The 21701-nt window shown below is 59.2% G+C and carries 6 protein-coding genes; 1 reads left to right on the plus strand and 5 read right to left on the minus strand.

The window, feature by feature from the left end:
* Nucleotides 1–446: 446 nt before the first annotated feature.
* Entirely contained in the window at nucleotides 447–1469 is a 1023-nt protein-coding gene (locus tag HX783_RS25135; protein ID WP_177018647.1) for a zinc-dependent alcohol dehydrogenase family protein, read from the minus strand.
* A gap of 288 nt (nucleotides 1470–1757) precedes the next feature.
* On the opposite strand from HX783_RS25135, the gene HX783_RS25140 reads away from it, so the two are divergent.
* Entirely contained in the window at nucleotides 1758–2672 is a 915-nt protein-coding gene (locus tag HX783_RS25140; protein ID WP_256347295.1) for a LysR substrate-binding domain-containing protein, read from the plus strand.
* Nucleotides 2673–2772: 100 nt separating this feature from the next.
* Here HX783_RS25140 and HX783_RS25145 read toward each other — a convergent pair whose 3' ends face one another.
* The 4 genes from HX783_RS25145 to HX783_RS25160 form a co-directional block, all read right to left on the minus strand.
* On the minus strand, nucleotides 2773–6732 hold the full coding sequence (locus HX783_RS25145; protein ID WP_177018648.1) for a DUF4365 domain-containing protein: 3960 nt from the start codon (nucleotides 6730–6732) through the stop codon (nucleotides 2773–2775).
* A 139-nt stretch (nucleotides 6733–6871) separates the two neighbouring features.
* On the minus strand, nucleotides 6872–8395 hold the full coding sequence (locus tag HX783_RS25150) for an Hsp70 family protein (RefSeq protein ID WP_177018649.1): 1524 nt from the start codon (nucleotides 8393–8395) through the stop codon (nucleotides 6872–6874).
* 586 nt (nucleotides 8396–8981) lie between these two features.
* Nucleotides 8982–9389, minus strand: coding sequence for a hypothetical protein (locus HX783_RS25155; RefSeq protein WP_177018650.1), 408 nt, complete (start codon nucleotides 9387–9389; stop codon nucleotides 8982–8984).
* Between the two features lie 8 nt (nucleotides 9390–9397).
* Complete coding sequence (locus HX783_RS25160; protein WP_371317709.1) at nucleotides 9398–21700, minus strand: filamentous hemagglutinin N-terminal domain-containing protein; 12303 nt, start codon at nucleotides 21698–21700, stop codon at nucleotides 9398–9400.
* Nucleotide 21701 lies beyond the last annotated feature (1 nt).

The following is a 21701-nucleotide window of genomic DNA, read 5'->3' on the forward strand; positions in this document are numbered from 1 at the left end:
AGATTTGCCTGACAAATATAATTTGCCAAATGTTGATCCTCGCTTGCGCGCTGTTTGAAAGCTGCCCTGAAAATACCCGCATCCTCGGGCAGGGGCAGAGGCTGCACTATTAGTTGCAGAAAGTGCTTGCAGCAGCATCAATAAATCATTCATTACTCAGTCCTTGAGTTCAAAGTGAAGACTCAATTATCAGGGCTGGAATTATGATTAACAGATACAGAACTTGTTGAAAAACCAGTTCAGATGATCATCCGGCGAAAGGCGGATAACGCAGACACAACAACGCCGCACTGAGTTTCAGGGCGGCGCCGGGGAGAAAGGTATCGTTTACAGGACCGAGCGGCCCGTTATCGCGTCGGGCAAGGCGCAGGTTAAGCCCTGTCAAATGGCGCATTTGCCCCATGCGCCAGGGGTTTGGAACACTCCTTTGCGAATATTCCTACATATCAAACAGCTTCAACCTGCAATGCAACGCGCTCGCGGCACGGGCATTCATCCATATAACGGTGCGCTTCCACGAACTGGTTGAACGGAAACACCGTCGTTTTCAGCGGCATCAGCACGCGATCGGCCGTCAGTTGGTTGATATCACGCAAGGCACGCTGCAACGCCACCTGATCCTGAATGATGCCCAGCTCCGGCTTACCGGTGAAGTTGCCGATGCAGTGCACAAAGAACTGAATGTTCTTCTGGAACGCGGCGCAGGCCGGGAATGGCGTCTGGTTGCCACCTTGCAGGCCGTAAAGTACCAGGCTGCCACGCGGCGCCAGCACATCGCCGAGCAACGACATCTGCGGGCCACCCAAGCCATCGAACACCACATCTACGCCGCGGTTGTCGGTGAACTTGTTGACCTGCATGAGCAGGTCCTGCTCTTCGGTGACAATCACCTTTTCCGCCCCGAGGGACAGCAGGTACTCACGCTCGGCACTGTCCTTGGTGGCAGCAATCACCCGCACACCCAGGGCCTTGCCCAGTTGTACAAACGAGGGGCCGGCGCAGTGGCTGGCGTCGGTGACCAAGGCAAATTGCCCAGGCTTGACCCGTGCCAGGTCCACATAGGCAAAGTAGGCAATCAGCAGCGGCGTGTAGTGCACGCTGGCTTCAATCGGGCTCAAGACATCCGGGTAGCGGGTCAAGGCCGAACGGGGCAGGACGATCTGTTCGCCATACACCGGATAATCATTGGGACTTTCGGCCGGAAAACTGGCCACCTTATCGCCCACTGCCAGGTCATCCACGCCGTCGCCAAGGGCAACCACTACCCCGGCCATCTCATGGCCAAGGCCAGACGGCAGACGTGCATGGGAAGACGCCAGGTTCTGGCGCCACAAAATGTCATACCAGCTGATGCCAATCGCGTCGACACGCACCTGCACTTCGCCCGGTGCGGGCTGCGCGGCTACATGCTCTTCGCACTTGAGCACCTCGGCCGGACCAAACTTGTGAAAACGGATCGTGCGGGACATCGCAAACCTCGTCAAAGTAACCTCTAATGCCATGAACTCTATCTGGGCTTTCCGGGTAAGACCACCGGTCGCCGTTAATAGTCGACATGCCTGTCATTGATTCCGCAACTGAGCAATTGACCTCAGCGCGTGTAGAAAAACTCAATTGGACCGTAGGAAAACTCAATTAGCCGGTGCAGAGTACCAGCCTTTGCCCGTAAGATTCATGCCGGTCATGCTTCTAAATGGAACCTTAGGGCTCTTATATGACCGCTCTCGTCAAGCAAGCTGACTCTTCCAGGACACAAGATGAACCGTAACGACCTGCGTCGTGTCGACCTGAACCTCTTGATCGTATTCGAAACCTTGATGCATGAGCGCAGCGTGACCCGCGCCGCCGAGAAGCTGTTTCTCGGCCAGCCGGCCATCAGCGCGGCCCTGTCGCGCCTGCGTGGTCTGTTCGATGACCCGCTGTTTGTGCGCACTGGCCGCAGCATGGAGCCCTCGGCACGCGCGGTGGAAATCTTCGCCCTGCTCTCTCCGGCCCTGGACTCGATTTCCACCGCCGTCAGCCGCGCCGCCGAATTCGACCCGGCCACCAGCACGGCCGTGTTCCGTATCGGCCTGTCCGACGACGTCGAATTCGCCCTGCTGCCCCAACTGCTCAAACGCCTGCGCGCCGAAGCCCCAGGCATTGTGCTGGTGGTGCGCCGCGTCAACTACATCCTGATGCCGAGCCTGCTGGCCTCCGGCGAGATCTCCATCGGCGTCAGCTACACCGCCGACCTGCCAGCCAACGCCAAGCGCAAGGTACTGCGCCGCAGCCTGCCGAAACTGCTGCGCGCCGACAGCGTGCCCGGCTCGCTGAGCCTGGACGACTTCTGCTCACGCCCCCACGCGCTGGTGTCATTCGCCGGCGACCTGAGCGGGTTTATCGATGAAGAGCTGGAGAAGCTCGACCGCAAACGCCACGTGGTCTTGGCCGTACCGCAATTCAACGGGCTGGGGACTTTGCTGGCGGGCACGGATATTCTGGCTACCGTGCCGGATTACGCGGCTGAGGCGCTGACGTCTGCAGGTGGTTTGCGCGCGGAAGACCCGCCACTGCCGGTGCGCTCGTTTGAATTGCACATGGCGTGGCGTGGGTCGCAGGATAATGATCCGGGGGAACGGTGGTTGCGGTCGCGGATTCAGATGTTTTTTGGGGATCCTGAGAGTCTTTAGCCGCCGCTTGGCAGGCCATTCATCTCATCACTATGAGCTGGAATACAAAGGTGAACCCGCTTCTCCTCAACATCGACAGGACTCCTAGAACCGCAACAGATCATACTCTTTTGCCTCCAGAGTCCTGCTGCGCCAGCCCCCTAGAATAGGCGTTAGCAAAAATACGTGCCTCGACTGATCCGTTCGGCAGGCACTTGAAGAGAGCGGAAAAAACGTCAGTTTCCAGACCCAGCGTAACGTGTTCTAGGCGAACACACTCGCCCCCCAACGCCTGTATTGCCAACTCTATTTTAGTGTCATCGAGATGCCCGTGATGCCACTCGACAATCAGAAGATAGACTCCCCAAAGTCGCTTCCCCGCGCGCCCCTCTAAGGGCCTGATGCTCGCCACAAAGGTTACGAGTCGAGTAATCGTTCGCAGGGCTTGATCTGGAGCATCTTTACTCATTCCAGCCTTCACAAACCACTGAATCATAACTGCTGCGATAGCAGTGTTGGATATCGGCTCCAGGGTGAGCATCAAACCAAGCAGCGCAGCAGCATGTTCCATGGTTTTCTGGAAGGGAAGCCGATAATCCCACACAGCTGAGACCAGCATTTTGAACTCAGGATCGCGGTCAAGAACCTGAATGCCTTGACTCACACCCGTCACCTGCAAAAGCCTCAAAGGAAGAAGTGCAATAAAGTCCCTCCATCTGACAATTAGGCCGACATTCCACTGACAGAGCAACGCAACCTTACGGGCCTTTTCTCTGATATCTAGAACCCCCAACTCGACTAAGCTGTCGAGCACATCGAGGGTGCATATACCGTCAGGCTCAGCCCCTCCAGCGCAAAATACTCGAAAGATTGCGTCGTCAGAATAAAGCCTGAAGTCCGCCGCTTGATCCGCACAAATATCCGCGATATGAAAGTTCCCTCGACCAACCACGGCATATTTTTCTTGATCACGGCCCGTCGCGGATGACGACGGTTGGAGAATCGAGCTCAAATGTGGCCTCAGCGCCTGCTGTAAAGCCAAGCACTTGTTATGCACGGGGCTGCCGAACATGGGGCTGGAAAGCTCCATCAATTCTTCCAAGGTGGCTTTGGACACAGCGATCGTGCCGAAGAAAGCCACTATTGGATCGATGAGCTCCAGATCGAGAAGCACCAGCAAGGCCGTGAGGTCCAACAGAGGTACACGCTCGCGTAAGTCTTGCGCCGTCAGGATCGGGCGATCTGGCCCCATCGTCATTGCAAGATGATATTTCGCGTCATCGCGGCTTGACGCCTTAGCAACCTCCCAGAGATGTACCACATCAGATACCGATGAAAGAGCAAAGCGTGGTCGCCAGGAAAAAGGAACCAGGGTCGAACCCTGCTGCAATCCTTTCTCTAACCTTCTTTGCAGAGCTTCAGCAGCATCTGTGATACCCGCCAGAGACTTGAGGGCTGACAAAAACGCCTCATGAGACCAATCTGCTCGAATCTCACCTCTGCGCAAGATCTTGGAGTTCGGGAATTTATCGAAGAACGCCGACGCCCTCTCCTGAAAGCGTTCACGATCCGTGGCAACGTCTCCATCGGCATCGCCCGAAGGGGCGGCCAGCACCATCAGCAGGAAAGCCCCCTCCTGCTGCTCATCGTTTCGATCAATCATCTCTCCGATTTTTAGCGCCAAGGCGTAGAGCCTGGCACTCGCAGGATCAGCTAGATGGACCAACGAATATAGCGTTCTCATGCATTCGAGACGCTGCGCCTTGGATTCGACCACTTCCAGGAAGCGTTCCGCAGCATCGATGGCTTCACTCACATAGCCGCACCGCGTCGCGATAGTGACATAAGTATCCAGCGCAACATGATCAGTTGAGCCTGAGGCAAGAAGAGTGGCTAGACGTTCACGTGCCGCGCCAGAGCGGCCGATGTGATCAAGCGCCAAAGCTTCGAATGCCAGCATGCGATCCCCGGGTTCCGCACGGACCTTTCCCCCCTGGCACAGATTCAACAGCGCAGACCAGTCTTTCAACGTGATCAGCGCCAGCCCAACCCGAACCGCCATCACGGGTGGCAGCAGGCTCTCCTGGGTGATTCGCTCTGCAATCTTAATACAGAGTGGCGCCTCTTCCATCTGAGTCGGACTCAGCTCCTGCAACAGCGTGAGAGCTAGGTCTTGAGGGTGACCGAGTTGCTCATAGCAGGAGTGCAATGTGCGCAGCGCTTCACTCTTCTCAATCTGATTGCACTCTAGAGCCAGATGATATTGCGCAAGCGCGGCAAAGCTCCGCAGGCTCGGCTCACGCTGGAGTTCATCCAGCCAGGCTCGTACAAGGTCTGGCCGAACCATTTTCTGCGCCGACAAGATGGCCGCAACAGCCGCTGTGCCAAAGCGCGGATGCAGACGATCAGCACACTCATAACACCCCTGGAAGCTCTGCACGGAAAGGCGATGCTTGCCAGTCGAGTGAAACAGGAGTGTTGCCCACAGACTGTTGATCGCGGAGGGGGGCAACGAGCCGTTTGCCTTAAGTGCCAACTCATGATCACCACACTCCACGGCGACAATTCGAAGCGCTTCCTGTAGACCGAGCAATTTAGGGCGCGCCGTGGTTGCCTCGACCAACAGAGGCAGAATTTCCGGCCCCTTACCCAAGGCAAGCGCGGTCGACGGCCAGATATCGGAAAGGTGTTCGATGTTAGATTGCCATCCTGCTGCTCTGAACGACTCCACCCCAGCGTTAACCGCTGTCCACACCTCCAGAAGCATCACCGGGTCGACACCAGGGAGACCACAGGCCGGGATAAAAGGAAACTCGGCGTCAAGGGTTCCAGCATGAGCCAACGCGAACTTAGCTCGTGCTTTGTAAAGGAGGAGCGCTTGCCCTACAGAGGAGAGCGAGTCGGCGAGCGCAAGCCCGTTATCGCAGCAATTAACGACAGCGGCATGGTCGCCATTGAGCAGATGAACTAGGGCTGTTGCAGATGAGCACTCAGGCTCCGGCAGCGCCCCGGCGATCTGAATTGCCCTCAGATAATCCCCCTGGATCGCGGCGAGACGCGAGCGGGTGGCATTGATCAGCGGATCCTCTCCCTGAAGCTGCGCCTCCAGTTCGGGTAACGTTTCACGGGCATCGTCAAAGCGAAGTCGGATCTCGGCCTCGCACCAAGCGGCTTGATACTTCGGCAATGGGTTCAGTTGATAGGCTCGTTGATACGCAGAACTTGCGGATACATCAGCACCAGATTCGACATGCCAGTTGCCCAGCAGGCACCAGTACTCGGCTTGTTCAAGAACGGTAGCTCCTCCCAGCATCAGCTCAGCAACGTCCAAGTGCGTGCGAGCGCGCTCCAACGCATTCGCTAGCAGGTCGGCCCTCGCCTGGCTAAGCGCCCAAGCAAGGGATCCCTTCGCCGGGGCGATCCAGTGCCCCTGCGCCGGGGCTGCGAGGGCTTCGATAAAGGATGCCCCTCGTGCGGTGATTCCCTGTGTCGCTCCTTGCACCAGCAATAACCGTTCTTCGGAAGGCATATCCGGGTGGGTCTGTTCAGTGTGTCCACCCAACAGATGACCGACGCGGGAATAATCATTTTGCTGGTCGATGTCCAAAGACAGATCGGTCTTTCTATTGATGAGATTCTTTCGAGGTGCTTTCAGCGTTACGGACTTCTGCTCGGCGGGCAAATCCAACACATTGATCCGGCTTAACTCCTCATGAATCCAGACGTAATGCAGGGGGCAATCAACCGGATCCTCATTAACAGATAAATCGCAGATCACTAGAAGTATGGGTTCGACCACACGATTGTAGTACCTGACCGTCGAGGCCTTTAAGGCCACCGAGATGAACTCACCGTCCGCTGAAATCGACGGTGAACGCGTCCCTTTGAGCTGGATACGAAAGACGTCCCTGACCTGTTGGTTGGGCGTTGTCTGGACTTGATAGTCGAACCCGTAGTCGTCGGTCCCTTCCAAGCTCTGGATACGCCAATGCTGGGGACGTCGCGCCCGGAGACAAGAGTCCGCATCTGCATTGATATCGTGCTGATCACCGGTTTGAGGCAGAGGTCCTTCTACTGACATGCGACAATCTCCGAGGACTCAGTGGGGCTACAATTTCGGCGGTGCGCTCGGATAAGTCCAGGGATGCAGGTGGTGTGCTGGTACGAAGTTGCCCACATTGATGGAGGACCTTCAACCGTGACTTGGTGAAGTAGCCTGGTCATTTCGCATGAGCTTCAGAGGCCGTCCTGTGCACCGTGGCCGCATGCATCGCCAAGCCACCTACTACCCCTAGCGACGCATCTCCATGGTGTATCTCACTACCTGGAAAGTGACGTTTGACAGCATCTGCGATATAGGGCGCTCGCGACATGCCGCCGGTAAGCAGCACAATCGGAGTTCGGCCAGCGGTCGCACCCCTCACCTGACTGAGCAACTCGTTGAAGGAGCGCATGAACCTTTCACATCCAAACTCCAGATCAGACGTCCCCGCCTTGGCTCGAAGCCCCTTCTGCACGTAATCGAGAGAAACGTCTGCTTCAGCTTCTGAACTGAGAGCGACCTTGAGCCTTTCTACGTCACGATTCATCCTGACAGTGACCCCATACCGCTGTAGCGCAAGCAAACGCTTCTTGTAGGGAGCTTTGATCGAATCAACGTCTACTTTTCGAAAGGCCGCTTGCCGGTTCTGGTCGCTGACCATGGCGGCGTCGACGTAAAACGGTGCGAGTAGGCGACAGTCATTTTTTCCAAATAGTGGCATTACCGCTCGAAGAGAAAGTCCAAGGTCCACATCGGTGCCGCCCTTAGCTAAGCCCCAACTGGCGTCCAGCTTCGGCGCCACCTCCTGACCACCGACATGCCCAACGGCGATATCAGTGGTACCACCTCCTACATCCACGACTACCGCAAACTGGGGCTCTGGGAAATCCATGTGATAGGTTATTGCGGCGGCTGCGGGCTCTGCTAGGAAATCCACTGATTTGAATCCCGCACGATGTGCTGCTTCGCGCAGCAGCTCCACTGCCTGGTCACTTCCCTCTGGCCCCATGGAGCTTCTAAATACAACAGGCCTGCCAATAGTGGCTTCAGTGACATCGACACTCAATTGCTCAGTCGCCGCACGCCGGACGTGCTTTAGGACATTCGAGACGATTTTCACAATCGCTTCGCGCTGTGGAGCAGCTAACCTGAAACCAAGCATGGATTTCGGAGATTGGATGAGTCGGCCTTCCTCGTACCAAAAGAATTCCTCAATCGCGTCTTCGCCAAAAACTGCTGATTCGTCGACGTTAATCGAGCTAGCCCTGCCCGTCTCCCTCTGCTCATGGGCCCAATGGCGTCGAGCTGCGGAAATGGTCGCTCTCCGAATTTCCGCAGCCAAAGGCGATACAGGCTTCTTCAGCTCCGAGGTAGCCAAGGAAATTCGAGCCTGTGCCTCCTCTTGAGTAATGTCGCCATTCTTCGCTAGCGATCGATAGCGGAACCGAATTTTGCTGGTTGCCTCGTCGTATTCTCCGAGAGCCTTCGTATACGCCGCCGTCGAAGCACTAAGGTTGTCGCGGACCTGCTGCTCATAGGCGTCTGGCTGGAAAAGGGTCCAGTCAATAGACTTCTCAGGTATGAATACCGCAGTTCGAAACTGGCTGTCGCCGGCGAAGGAAACATGCCGAAGCTCACCATCTATGTAGGCAGCTGCTGCGGTGTAGCTCGTTCCGAAATCAATCCCTATGCGCATGGTCATCCTAGACATTCAAAGCGGAGGTCGCAGAACCCACCTCCCAACGTTACCGGGGTATAGGCAATATGCTATCACTTTCAGTGAGGTTGTGATCGGGGGTTCACAATTGGAGTGTCAACTGATCCATGCGCAGCCTCATACTTTGCCAGAATGCCGGACGCCCTCCGCGTTCCAGCGAGGTGGCGCTGAAGCCCCAAACATGACTGTTGCCGCACAGCTACGGAAGAAGTAACTGCCGTAAGCGAACCAGCAACGCCGCCTGAAGGAGGGGAGGCAGATCCGCAAAGAGCCACTGACAGCCCACCATGGAGGTACACTGGAGTCCAGTGGGCACCACCTCGACAGCTGTTAGAAATCGCCGTTCGCGATCACTCGTACACCCTAAGTCAATGGGGGCAAAAATGGGGGCATAATTAGTTTTTCATGACCTGAAACAACCGCCATAGAGCTTTGTCAAAATGTTTTTTGGGGATCCTGAGAGTCTTTAGTCGTCATTGCCAACGCCACGCTCTGCGTCTCAAGAACCCGACGCAGAGCGCCCGGTGCACCACTCACCCCCCAAGCACCGCGCCTCAACAGATAATCAGGCTCAAGGGAATTCCACCTTGCAACCTGAAAGAGCAATCGAGCGCCCGTCGGACACAACAAACTGATCACCGTCAATTCGGGCAAGGAGCAATCCACGGGCTTTGGCTCCAGCCTCAACTGCCTCCCGCCACCCCTCTATATCACCATGGTATGAGAGGGCATGGAACTGAAGCCCCTCCGGCAGATGAATTTTACAGCTGTCAGAAACAACCCCACCGCGGGTGGCCCTTATCTCACCTGCCGAGTCCAGGAGGGCATTGAACTGCATCTTTGCCTTACTCTTTCCATCAGCTTGGTAGTAAACAAACTCTACGCCCTCAACAGGATTCAAGCCGGGTACGGCACGCTGCCCGCGCTGCTCGATGGTGCCGCCTAAGACTTTCTCCAACGCATCCCGATCACTGCTCATTACAGACCTCACTTAGCCGCCGGGGTAATGACAAACTTGATGTTTTTTATCCCCGCATCGGTAAATATTTTTGAGTAATAACTGGCCAACTCCGGGCTGTTCGTATGGTAAATGGCACCGCCATCAAAGCCTGAAGAATACTTCTTCGCCTGATCCACCATTTTTGTCTGCTCCGCCGCAGACCACGGCTTGGTGCCTGCCGAGCTTGCCGGGTTGCGAATGGAGTCACTCCAATCATCCACAAACTTTGCTTCGATCGCGGTTCTCTTACCACCGATAACGGCAACATCGTCGGCCACACCACTGACAACTTTCCCATCCACCACTGTTCTGAACTGACGCTCTTCAAATGCAGTAGTACCACCATACATTCCGCGCACTCCGCCCTCGTAGCTCTGCGCCTTGTCAATGGAACGACTCCCGCTGACAGTAATGGGGTTGGTCGTCTCCAGCGCAGCCCCGCCCGCATTTGGACTACCTCCCGAACCCGGGTTGATAGGGCATGGTCCCGTATTGTGCACCCACGTTTTCAGTTTGCCCACATAGAAGGTATGACCGATATCGACCGTGAGGTTGTAGGACTTGCCTTGCGGTTGGAACAGCTTCAAAGAGGTAACACGTGTCGATACGTTCTCGCTTGCACCGTCCCCTAGAGACTGGAGCAAATCGCCCGGCTCAAGGTCAATCACGGGGATAAAGTCGTGCTTTGCCGGAACGTAGAAAGGATGCGACGGTGTTACCAGCAACGTTTCACTCTCAGCGGCACCGTCTGCACGGATGCTCGTGAGTCTGAGCTTGTAGATAGGCTGGTCGGAGCGTTTGTGAGTCGCCAGAATGGCCGCCGCAAATGGCTCACCGCCGTTTTCAGGCTTGCTCCAGACGATATCGCCAATATTGAGCGTTTCGATCGCCTTGGCCCCCGAAGGGGTGGCTACCATGGTGCCGGCAGCGAAGCAGCACGGTCCTTTGCCACCCCCTGGATTCACACCGAAGCCATCGGCATCCTTCGAGACCCCGCTACCGGTTTTCCCACCTTTAACGACACCTGCAACAACTTTGGTCCCCCAGCCCTCGGTCAGTAACGTAGTGCCCATGTTGCTGATCATGGCGGCTCTTTCGGCCACGCTGAGTTTGCGACCTGCCGCATCGTCGAGCCAGGAAGTCTTGTTCTCCCACTCCTTGAGATTGGCGCTCTCGGCAGGCGTCAACCAGCCTTCCTTGATGTACTTGGCCGTGATGATCTGGTCATCGGTCACATAGGTATTGCCCCAAGGGTCATACCCTTGAGCCGGTTGCGCGATCAGCCCTGGATTGCCCACCAGCATCCCGGTCATGTCATAGGAAACTTTGTTCCGGTAGAAGCTGACCAACTCCTGCGCAACCGGGTCGTCCATGGCAATGGTGTTGGCTTTGAGGCCTTCGACACAGGCGCGGGTTTCACACAGGTCGATCAACTGCGAACGTTCGGCCGAGATCTTTTCAAACTTGCCTATCAGGTCGCGCTGCTTCGCTTCGGTGCAATTGCCACCGGCCTTGCACGCCTTCAGCTCGTTAAGCAATCGCTCGGCGGTCGGGTGATCAAGGCTGTTGAACTTGGTCGCCTGCTGGGTGACCCAGCCCGCCACTGCCTGGTCTTTATCCGAGCCGCCTGCGGCTGCCGAGACCGTTACGCCGATCAACTGGGAGGTCATCGCCAGCAGTTGATCATGCATGTCGCCCACGAAGATCTTGTCGCCCACCGAGGCGACAAAGGCCTCATTGGCACCGGCTGCCAAGGCCCCAGTCCGGAAGCTGCCTCCGGCCGCTTCCGCGATCAGGCCACCGACAATCGCGTGTGCGCCGACCTTGGCCGGAACCCCGGTGAACTCAAGCTGAGTACCCAACCGGTTGTAGATGGAGGCCGACAGGACATCCGCAGCCGCACTGATACTGGCCTGTGCCAGATTGTTCTTGAGGCTGCCACCATTGATCGCAGTGTTGGTAACCGCACCAAAGCCCTTTTCTGCCAAGGTGTAGCCAGCAAACTTGGTCAGGCCGTCGGTGCTGGCCAGTTCAAAACCGTGGGTCGCTTTACCGGCATTTTCGGCAGAAACACCGAACGCCTTGTCCAGAACACCCGATGCAAAGCCCGCAACCAGCCCGCTGGTCAAATACCCCTTGAGGCTTTCCGTCGAAGTGACATCCTTGAGCACCGCGCCCAGGTTGCCCTTGTTGTTTATCGTGCTGACCACCGACTGAACCACGGCAGCGGTGTAGGCTGCCGATGCCGCCGCGCCAATCGCGGCGGCGGTGGTCGCACTGATGCCCACGGCTGTGGCAGCCCCGCTTGCGCTGGTGCCAACGACAGTGGCCGTTCCCGAACCTGCGGTCAGCACCGTCACGATAATCACGACCGCCAGCATCGCGCCCACGCCCATGCCGGAGTTGCTGTACTTGAAGGACTCGTGAACCTCCTTCACGCGTTGCCAATCGACGTCCCCGCGTTTATCGGCTTCTTTGAGCCAGGCCAGTTGAGGGTCGGCCTGGACCATCGCATCAATTGTCTGGCTGACTGTCTTCTGGTCAATCTGCTTGATGTCGATGTGCAGACCTTTTGCGGCAGTGATCGCCAGGTCGCCCTTGCTGATCAATTCGCTCTGACGCAGGGTTTCGTCGGTATGTCCCTTACCCTTCGAGGAGTTCCACGCGAGGCTGTTTTTACTCTTCTCGTGGCTTTCCTGGTTCAGGTCCTTGACCGCCTCAAAGGTAATTGAGCCCTCGCTGTTGAGTATCAATTCTGCGCCGCTTTCAAGTTTCGCGGCCTGATAACGCTGATCGCCACCGCTGATCAGTGTCAGATCACTGCCCGTGGTGATCTGGGTGCCGACATGGGTGATCTTTGTCACCTCATCGCGCCTGGTCTGCTTGCGCCCCCAACTGCCCTTGCTCTTTTTGTCATACAGCGAGTAATCGGTGTCCTGAGCCGCCAACACATCCAGCTGCCCAGCCGCTGCCAGGTAGGCCTCGTTGCCGGCATTGATCCGGCTCGAGATCAGCGTCATATCTTTGCCAGCGTTGAAAGTCACGTCTTGCCCGGCGCTTACGACACTGGAAATCTGTTTGACGTGGTCTTCCTGAGCCGTAACCTTCTTGGACTTGGAATACGAATGGCTTTCATCGGCAGCCGAAGCCACCGTAAGGTTTTCACCTGCGCCGAAATCGATGTTCCGATTTGCCTCTATCTGGCTGGCAACCACTGCCAGATCACGCCCCGTCTGGATAGAGAGGTCACGCCCCACCGTCAGATCCGAGCCGTATTGAGTAACGCTGCTGCTCTGGGCACCGGCCACCACGCTGTTGTGCTGCTCGGTGGCGGCAATAAAGGCATCCCGGCCTGCGGTGATCGTTGTGTCACCGCCGCTTTGCAGTGTGCTGCCAGTGCTGACGAAGTCTCGCGCAGCCTTGATGGTCAGGTCGTTCGCAGCTTCTATTCGAGACCCGCTGTCGACATACTCGCTGTGTGTGTTTTCGCCCTTGTAGCGTATGTCGGTGCCGGTCACCATACGCTGGTTGATCACGTCCCCGGCAATCGCGGTCATGCTCACATCGCGCCCCGCGATGACGCCGCCCGCTTTGTTGATGATGTCGTTACCGGCCAACAAGTCCAGACGGTTACCGGCCTCGATCAGCCCCGTGTTGACCAGATCATTGCCGGCCGTGGCCGCCAGATTGTTGCTGGCACGCAGCGTACCGGCGTTGTTCAGGTCTTTGCCCGCAATCAGCGTAACGTCCGAGCCTTGGATCAAGGCCCCGTTCGGTGCCAGGCGGTTGGTGGCCTGGGCCAGGTACAGCACCGGCACCAGGACCTTCTCGCCATTCACCTCATGCTCTTCGAGCCAGACGATATCGTGGGTCAGCGCCGCGACCTGTTGTGATGTGAGGCTGACACCCACCGACAGTTCGAGCTGCTGCTTACTCTGGATGGCGTTGTCCATCAAGTACTTGTAGAGCGCTTCGTCGGAGGTCTGGCCATCTATAAAACGTTGACCGGTGCGCGCGACCACCGCCTGCTGGATCAGCTTCTGTTCATAGAAACCATCGCCCAGGCGCTTGGCGCTTTCATCAGGGTTGTAGCCGAGGTTCGCCAGCAGGTAGTCCGAACTCATGAACTGTTTGAGGTCGGTCAGCACCGGGTTGGTTTCGATCAGGTACTTCTGCGGATTGGACCGACCCGAAGTGTACGGCAAGCCCTGCACGCGATTGATAACCTGGTTGCCCACCGAGGACACCAAGCCGCCCTGCCCCGGCAGTTGGACACTGCCGGTATCGCCCGGTGCGCTGACAGTGATCACGCTGCCCGAAACACCGTCGCCCGTGGCCTGACGGGTATTTTGTTCGAGCTGAAGATTGCTCGCAGCGATCCGCGCCGCATCAGTGAACTGCAGGTTGCGCGCCTGGACGTCATCCGCTCCCTGTTGGCGCTGGGCATTGCTGACTGCCGCGCTGCCCATGCTCCAGGTCTGGGGCCCCGCGTTGGCCTGGTTGGCCTGTGTCGCCGAACTGCCCTGCCCACTCAGGCGGAACAGGCCGTTTTGTCCGGTTGGCAGGCTGAATCCGGGTAGAACCAGGGGATTGACCTGCTGCTTGGCAAGGTCCGGCGGCAACTGAGCATTGAGCCGGATCACAACGGGCGTGCCGGTGCCCGCCGCTTGCGTGCTCTGGACTTTGTTGGCGCCCGAACTGACCCCGTAATCCTGGTGAATGACGCTGTTGTTCAGATTCTGCGACGCAGTAATCGAAACCTTGCCACCTGCCTGGATAATTGCACTGCGCCCGGCCCCACTGCCATCTCTGGAAACCTCAACGTCACCGGTCTGGGTGTACGACTGCAATTGAGCCGGCAGCGCCATCAAGTTATTAGGATCGTACTGGGCCTGTTGGTTCAGCCCATACCGGGTACCGAAGGCCAATGTGGTTATCAACTGGCCAGTGACGGCATCCCTGAACCGAACAGCCGGAGCCGTGGTTCCAGGGCTTCCTACAGGGACAGGACGCTGATAAGTCTCGGCAATCGCCTTGCTCAGGCCGCCAGCGTCATTGATGTAGTAGATGTTCGGGTAGTCAGGATCATTTCGCGCGTTGTAGCTGACCACCTGGTTGACGAAGGCAAGGGCCGTGGTGTTTGGAATCGCTTGTGTGCGATAACTGCGCGTGCGCTCGATGATGCCGCCCATCGATCCTACGTTGGTCAGGTTGCTTGCCTGGATGGAAATATTGCCGCCTGCGCTGACGGTACTTTTGCTATTGAGAAAGTTGCCACCACTGAAAACAAAGTCTGTGCCGGCTGACAGCAGGGCCGCCGCACTGGTGTCGTTGTCCTGCCCTTCGTAAGTCTCACGAACTGCAATGGCGAGGTCATAATCCCCCCCCGCACAGTCCAGACATTTGACGGCAATAGTTGCTGAAACCAGTTTGCGCCCCAGGCTAAAACCTTCTGTGCGGTTTTCGACGCTGGCAGCATTTATGCTGAATCTGCCCCGACTCTCCAACGACCCGGAGATATTGGTCACTTGAGCCGACTGGACCTGCCCCCCATAGCCTTCAATACTGACGTTACCCAGGCTGTAGAGCTGCGCCGTATGGTTAGTGAAACCGTTGACCTGTAGCGTTGTGTCGCCGCCGCTGAAGATCAGGCCATTTTCGTTGAGTAAGCCAGGGGTGTTCAGCACAAGGTTGGCATTGCTGCCCAAAGTTGCGTAGTTGTTGATCGCCCCGGCGTTCACCCTCATCCCGGCAGCCGAGGTGATTCGGCCGTAATTATTCACCTGCCCACCGACGTTGATCAGCGTATCGGCCCCTCCGGCGATACTGCCGGTGCTGCCAAGGTTCAACGCGGCGGCGGTCAGGCCCAGCGTATTCAAACTGGTATAACGTCCTTGGCCGTTGTAGCTGCCACTCAGGTTCAGGTTGGCCGTCCCATCGCTGGCGATCAGCCCATCGTTGTTCCAATTGCCGCCGTTGCCGGTCAGGCTGTCCGAGGCCAGCAGTTGTCCACCCGCCGTCTGGTTGAGGGTGTTGACGTTCACCGTCAGGCGCCCGGCCTGGATCACGCTGCTGTTGGCCCAGCTGTCCGCCGTGAGCGTGAGGCCACCGCGGGTCACCAGGCTGCCGCCGGCATTGGTGATATTGCCGGTGCTGATATCAAAGGTGCCGTTGCCCACATGCAGCAGGCTGCCGCCCAGGTTCTGGAAGCTGCCGGCGTTAAGGGTCAGGTCGCTGTTGGCGGTTTCCAGCTTGCCGTTGCGGTTGTCGAACAGGCCGCCGATCTGGAAATCGGTCTTGCCGCTGGTGCCCAGCGCACGGATCTGACCGGCCTGGTTGTCGACGCTGGCTGCACGTACGCGCAGGGTGCTGTCGCTTTCAATGATACCCAGACGATTGTTCAGCGCGCCGTTGAGGCTGAGGTCGATGCGCTGGCCGGCGATCTGCCCGCCGTTGTCGCCGCTGTTGTCGAAGGTGTTGCCGCTGACCTGCATCAGGCCCTTGGCGTAAAGGCCGCCATTGCGGTTATCGAAGGCGGCGGTGGTGACCAGGGCATCGCCGCTCTGCGCCGCGATCCGCCCGCCGTAGTTGTCGATCCCGCCCAGGGCGCTGAGGTTCAGGCGCTGAGCCTGAATGATTCCGCCCTGGCGATTGTTGTTCAGGTCATAGCCGTTTTTCAGCACGCCGACGATACGGGTTTCAAGGGCGCCCTTGACGCTGGCCAGGGTGCCGCCACGGTTGTCGAGGTTGGCCGCGCTGACGTTCAGGTCGCCATTCTGGGCAATCAGCCTGCCGCTCTGGTTGTCGATAGCGCCGCTGACCGTCAAGTTCAGCGCGCCCTGCCCTTGCAAGGCGCCCTTGCCGTTGGCGAGGCTCGTGGCGTCGACGCGCACGTCACCGTTCTGGCTGTAGATCAGGCCGTCGTTGTTGTTCTGGACTGCGCCAGTGCTGTTGATGACGAGGTTGTCATTGGCCGCGACGGTCCCGCGATTGCGGTTATCCAGGCTGCCGGTGAACAGGCTCAGCAAGCCCTGGCTGACCAGTTGGCCGCCCTGGTTGACGACTTGGCTGCTGCGACTGATCACCAACGGCCCGGCACTGGCGAGCTTGCCGTTGGTGTTGGTCAGGGCACCGAGCAGATCGAGGCTGACTGCGCCCTTGCCGCTCAGGGTACCGTTACTGTTGTCCAGCGTGCTGCCGGTGAAATCCAGGGCCTGTTGCGCGCTGATGCTGGCGCTGTTGTTCAGGGCCATGGCTTGCAGTGTCAAGCTAGCGGCGCTGTCGATGGAGCCACCTTGGGCGTTGGTCAACAGACCGCTGACCGTCAGGCGCTGGGCCGCGCCACTGGACAGAATACCGGCGCTGTTGTCGAGGCTGGCCGCGTTGACGGTCAAGGCCGACTGGCTGACCAGCGCACCGGCGTTGCTGTTGAGCAATGCGCCACTGATGTTGACATCAAGATTACCGCTGCGGCTGGACAAGGTGCCGCTGTTACGGTTGTCCAGGCTCGCGCCGTTGACGGCCAGCCCCTGCCAGCCGGAAATCAGGCCGCCCTGGTTGATCAGGCTATTGGCGGTCACGCCCAGCTGGTTGCTGCTGATCAGCTTGCCGGCGCTGTTGTCCAGTGTGCGCCCGACCAGGTTGAAGCTCTGGCTACTGGAAAGCTCGCCGCCCTGGTTGTTCAGGTCGCGAAGACGAGTGAGGGTCAGGGCGCCCTTGGCGTTGAGCAGGCCGTTGCGGTTGTCCAGATCACCCCCCGCCAGGTCGAGGCGAATGGCCTGGTCGCCGAGCAGACGACCTCCGTTCTGGGCCAGGGCGCCGAGGCTCAGGTCGATATCGCCCTTGGCCGAAACCTCACCGCCATTGCCGGAGTCCAGGCTGCTGGCGTTGATCGTCAGGCCACCCTGGCTGTTGATCAGGCCCTTGCCGCTGTTGTTCAGGGCCATCGCGTTGAGGGTCACGGCGCCGGCACCGAGCAAGGTGCCGCCCTGGTTGTCGAAGTCGGCGCTGCTGAGCGTCAAGGCTTGCGCGGCGTTGATCAGGCCCTGGCTGCGATTGCTCAGTTGACCACGGGTGGTCAGGTCGAGGTCGCCACGGCTGGTGACGGTACCGCCACTGTTATCGAGGCTGGCGGCGCGGATATCGAGCGCGGCGGCGGCGATCAGTCCCTTGAGGTTGATCAGTGCCTGGTTGATCCGCAGGGTCACGGCCTGATTGCTCAGCAGTTTGCCATTGCTGTTGTCCAGGCTGTCGGCGGTCAGTGCGAAGGCCTGGGCACTGGAGATTTCACCGCCCTGGTTGTTCACGTCCTTGAGGTTGTTGAGCAGCAATGACGGCGCGTTGATCAGACCGTTCTGGTTGTTCAACTGGCCGTTGTTCAGGTCCAGGCTCAGTGCCGTGTTGCTGAAGAGCTTGCCGTTCTGCTGGTCCAGGCCGGTGAGGCTGGCGACCAGGGCCTTGTCGCTGCCGATGCGGCCGTTCTGGTTGCTGACCTGCCCTGCCGTGAGGGTGAGGCTGTCGCTGCTGCTCAGGCTGCCGCTGCGATTGTCATAGGCACCGGTACTGACCGTGACCGCACCTTTACCACTGATCACTCCCAGCTCGGTGTTGTCGAGGCTGGCACTGCTCAGGTTGATACTGCTGTCACTGACCAGGCGTCCACCCCTGTTGCCCAATGCACCGCTGGCGTTGGCCGTGAGCGCCCCGGCACTCGACAGGCTGCCGGCCGTGTTGGTCAGTCCGGCGCTGCTGACGTCCAGCCGGCCTTCACTGCTGATCAGGCCCCCGCTGTTGTCGACGCCAGCGCCGAGGGTGAGTCGTGCATCACCGCCGCTGAGTAGTTGGCCGCCGGTATTGTCGAAGGTCTGGCCGTCCAGCGTGACGCTGGTCTTGCCCTTGAGCAGTCCCAGGTTACGGTTGAGTACCTCGGCCATTTCGAGTGTCAGTGTCGTATCGGCAAGGAGCTTGCCGCTGTCGCTATTGTCCAGGCGCTTGCCGGTCAGGCGGATATCGGCACTGCTGGAGAGTTCACCGCCGCGGTTGTCGATAGCGTCGACATCCAGTTTCAGCGCTTTTGTCGCCCCTACCAGACCGTTCTCGCGGTTATCCACGGAAGCTGCGTTCATGGTCAGCGCGCCGCTGGCGATCAGCTTGCCGTTGCGATTGTCCAGAGCGGCAATTTTCGCCGTGACATCGGCCTTGCCGGAGACAGCGCCGTTGCTGTTATCCAGGCTGTTGGCCGCCAACAGAAGCGCGCCGTCGCCCACCAGGGTGCCGTCTGTGTTGATCAACGCCCCGCTCACACCCAGGTCGACCGCACCCCGGCTGCTGATAAGGCCTTGGCTGTTGTCCAGGCTGGCGCTACGGCTGTCCAGAGCAGCCGCGGCCACCAGGCCCTTGATGTTGCTCAGCGCCTGATCGATACGCAGGGTCAGGTCCCCGTTGCTCAGCAGCTTGCCGTTGCTGTTGTCGAGGCTTTTGGCGGCCAGGGCAAAAGCTTGGGCGCTGGAGATTTCACCGCCCCGGTTAACCACCTCGTCGAGGTTTTTCAGCACCAGCAGCGGGCCGTTGATCAGGCCGCCGCTGTTGTCCAGGCGTCCGTTGTGCAGGTCCAGGCTCAGCTGGGTCTTGCTGAACAATTCGCCGCCCTGCTGGTCGAGGTCGGTGACGCTGGCGGTCAGCTCTCTGGTACTGGCAATACGGCCGGTAGCACCATTGCTGACGTGGGTCGCCGTCAGGTCCAGGCGGTCGTCGCTGGTCAGGCGGCCGCCCTGGCTGTTATCGAGGGTGCCGGTGGTGACGCGGATGGCACCCTTGCCACTGATCAGGCCTTTGCGGCTGTTGTCGAGGCTGCTGCTGGCGAGTACCAGGCCCTGGTCCGTGAGGATCGAACCACCCTGGTTGAGCACGTCACCAAGGCTGTCGATCGACAGGTCGGCGGCACTGCCGAGCTTGCCCGCCGTGTTGTCCAGGCTGCCGACCTTGAGCCCCAGGGCGCCTTCGCTGCTGAGCCAGCCGGTGTTGTTGAGCAGCGCTCCATCGAGGCGGATATCCAGGCCCTGGAGCGCGGAGAGGTTCCCGCCGCGGTTATCCAGGGCCGAGCCGTTCAGGTTGACGCTGCCCTTGGCGAACAGGCGGCCAGTGTTCTGGTTGATCACTTGCGCCACGATAAGGCCGAGGTCGGTCTCGGTCAGCAGCTTGCCGCCATCGCTGTTATCCAGGCGCTGCCCGCTGACACTGACGCTGCTGCGGGTGCTGGACAGCTCGCCGGCACGGTTGTCGATCTGCTCGACATTGACGGTCAGGCCCTGGGTGCTGGCGACCGTACCGCCATTACGGTTGTCGAGGCTCTTGCCGGTGAGCAGCAGGGAACCCTGGGCCACCAGCGCACCGCCCTGCTGGCTCAGGCTGTCGATGCTCGCCTGGAGGTCGCCCTGGCTGGCAATGCGGCCTTGGGTGTTGGCAACCTCCTTGGCCTTGAGATTGACCGGGCCGACTGCGCTGAGCAGGCCGCCGCTGTTGTCCAGGCGGGTGCCTTCCAAGTCAAAGGCCGCCTTAGCGACAAGATTGCCCTTGTCGCGATTGTCCAACTGATCGACCAGCAGCTTGAGGTCTTTGTCGGCCTGGATCAGGCCGCCACGATTGTCCGCCGAAGCGCTGTGCAAGGTCAGGTGGTCCTTGCCCGCCAGGCTGCCGCCACGGTTGTCAAGGCTGCCGGTGTTCAGTTCGATGTTGCCGGTGGCGCGCAGCTTGCCCTGTTCGCGGTTATCGAATGCGCCGCTGAGGGTGGCGCTCAGCTTGCCGTCCGCCGCAAGCACTGTGCCCGCCGCGCGGTTGTCGAGGCTGGCGGCGGCCAGGGTCAAGGCCTTTCCGGAACCCAGGGTCCCAGCGTGGTTATCCAAGGCACCGCTTAGGTCGATGTTCAAGCCCAGATCGCCGGTGATCTGCCCTCGAGTATTGTCCAGGGTGACGGCCTTCAGGGTGGCTTCGGCCAGGCTGGAAATTTCCCCGTCGCGATTGCCCAGCGCGCCGACGTTGACCACCAGTTCGCCGTCACTAGAGATCAGGCCACCTAGGCTGTTGAGCAGTTGGTCGGCGTTGATGGCGAGGCTGCCGGCGCTGAGGATGCGGCCTTGGTTTTGGTTGTCCAGGGATATGGCTTTGAGTTGCGCATCGCGTTGAGCGCTCAGCGTACCGCCCTGGTTGGCGAGTTCGCCGGTGTTGACGCTGAGGTCGCGGCTGGCGATGACGGTCTTGCCGGTGTTGTCGAGAGACTGGGCAGTCAGGCGTACGTCGCCTTGGGTGTTGCGGGTGTTGTCGGCGTTGACGCCGGCTTCGATGATGCCGTTGTTGGTCAAACGGCCACCCGCGTCCAGGGTGATGCTGTCTTTAGCTGCGAGGGTTTGCTGGTTGGTCAGTGCGCCCTGGGTTTTGATCGCCAAATCCGTACCGGCATAGACCGCGCCTTTGGCCTCGACACTCTGCGCCTTGACGTTAACGGCCGTACCGGCCGAGGTCTGGCCCATCACCACATTGCCAGCGGCATCAATCTGAATATCGCCGCCAGCCACCATGTCACCCGACAGCCGCACGCCCACACCGGCCTCGGTGCCGACCAGCTTGACCGCGCCCACATACATGCCGCCCAGCGCCGACGAATCAATCGCCAAATCCGGCGCCTGGCTGCCATCCGCCGCACGCGCTGTGGCATTCAAGGTGCGGGCGTCGACGTCGTTGCGACCGGCGACGATGGTGAGTTTTTTTGCCTGGATCTGCGCGTTGATGGTGGTCGCGCGGGTGATGATTTCGAACTGGTCGACGCTGCTCGCATTCAGGCCGGCGCCTTCGATGGCGACGCTGCCACGGTCGACTTGGTAGCGATTGATCTGGCCGTTTTCGATCACCGCTTTACCGGTGGTGAGCGTGGCTTGCGGGGTGTTGATAAAGCCGCAGCCGTTGCAGCTGATGCCGTACGGGTTGGCGACGATTACATGGGCCGACTGCCCCGCCACTTCGGTGTAGCCGCGCAGTTGGCTGGGGCTGCCGCCATTGACTTCATTGAGGATGATATTGGCGGCGGTGCCGCGAAAATTCGGGTTGCCGAGAATAATCCCGCCCAGTTGCGTGGACTCGGTCCGATTTGTCGAGTTGTTGAGAATGACGCCGTTGGCACCGACGTTGTAGTCATGGAATTGGTTGTGCGACAGCCCGCTGGCGTTCGGCGCGGCGATGTTGACGATGGGCACGCCATTGCCCGCTTGCCCGAGCGTAGTGCCCGGTGCGCTCACCACG

The organism is Pseudomonas sp. D2002 (assembly GCF_013385735.1).
In the GTDB taxonomy this organism is placed as follows: domain Bacteria; phylum Pseudomonadota; class Gammaproteobacteria; order Pseudomonadales; family Pseudomonadaceae; genus Aquipseudomonas.

What these genes read in the sequence shown, in the direction of transcription:
- HX783_RS25135 (WP_177018647.1), bottom strand. Translation starts at nt 1,469, where the DNA reads ATGTCCCGCACGATCCGTTTTCACAAGTTTGGTCCGGCCGAGGTGCTC.
- HX783_RS25140 (WP_256347295.1), top strand. Translation starts at nt 1,758, where the DNA reads ATGAACCGTAACGACCTGCGTCGTGTCGACCTGAACCTCTTGATCGTA.
- HX783_RS25145 (WP_177018648.1), bottom strand. Translation starts at nt 6,732, where the DNA reads ATGTCAGTAGAAGGACCTCTGCCTCAAACCGGTGATCAGCACGATATC.
- HX783_RS25150 (WP_177018649.1), bottom strand. Translation starts at nt 8,395, where the DNA reads ATGACCATGCGCATAGGGATTGATTTCGGAACGAGCTACACCGCAGCA.
- HX783_RS25155 (WP_177018650.1), bottom strand. Translation starts at nt 9,389, where the DNA reads ATGAGCAGTGATCGGGATGCGTTGGAGAAAGTCTTAGGCGGCACCATC.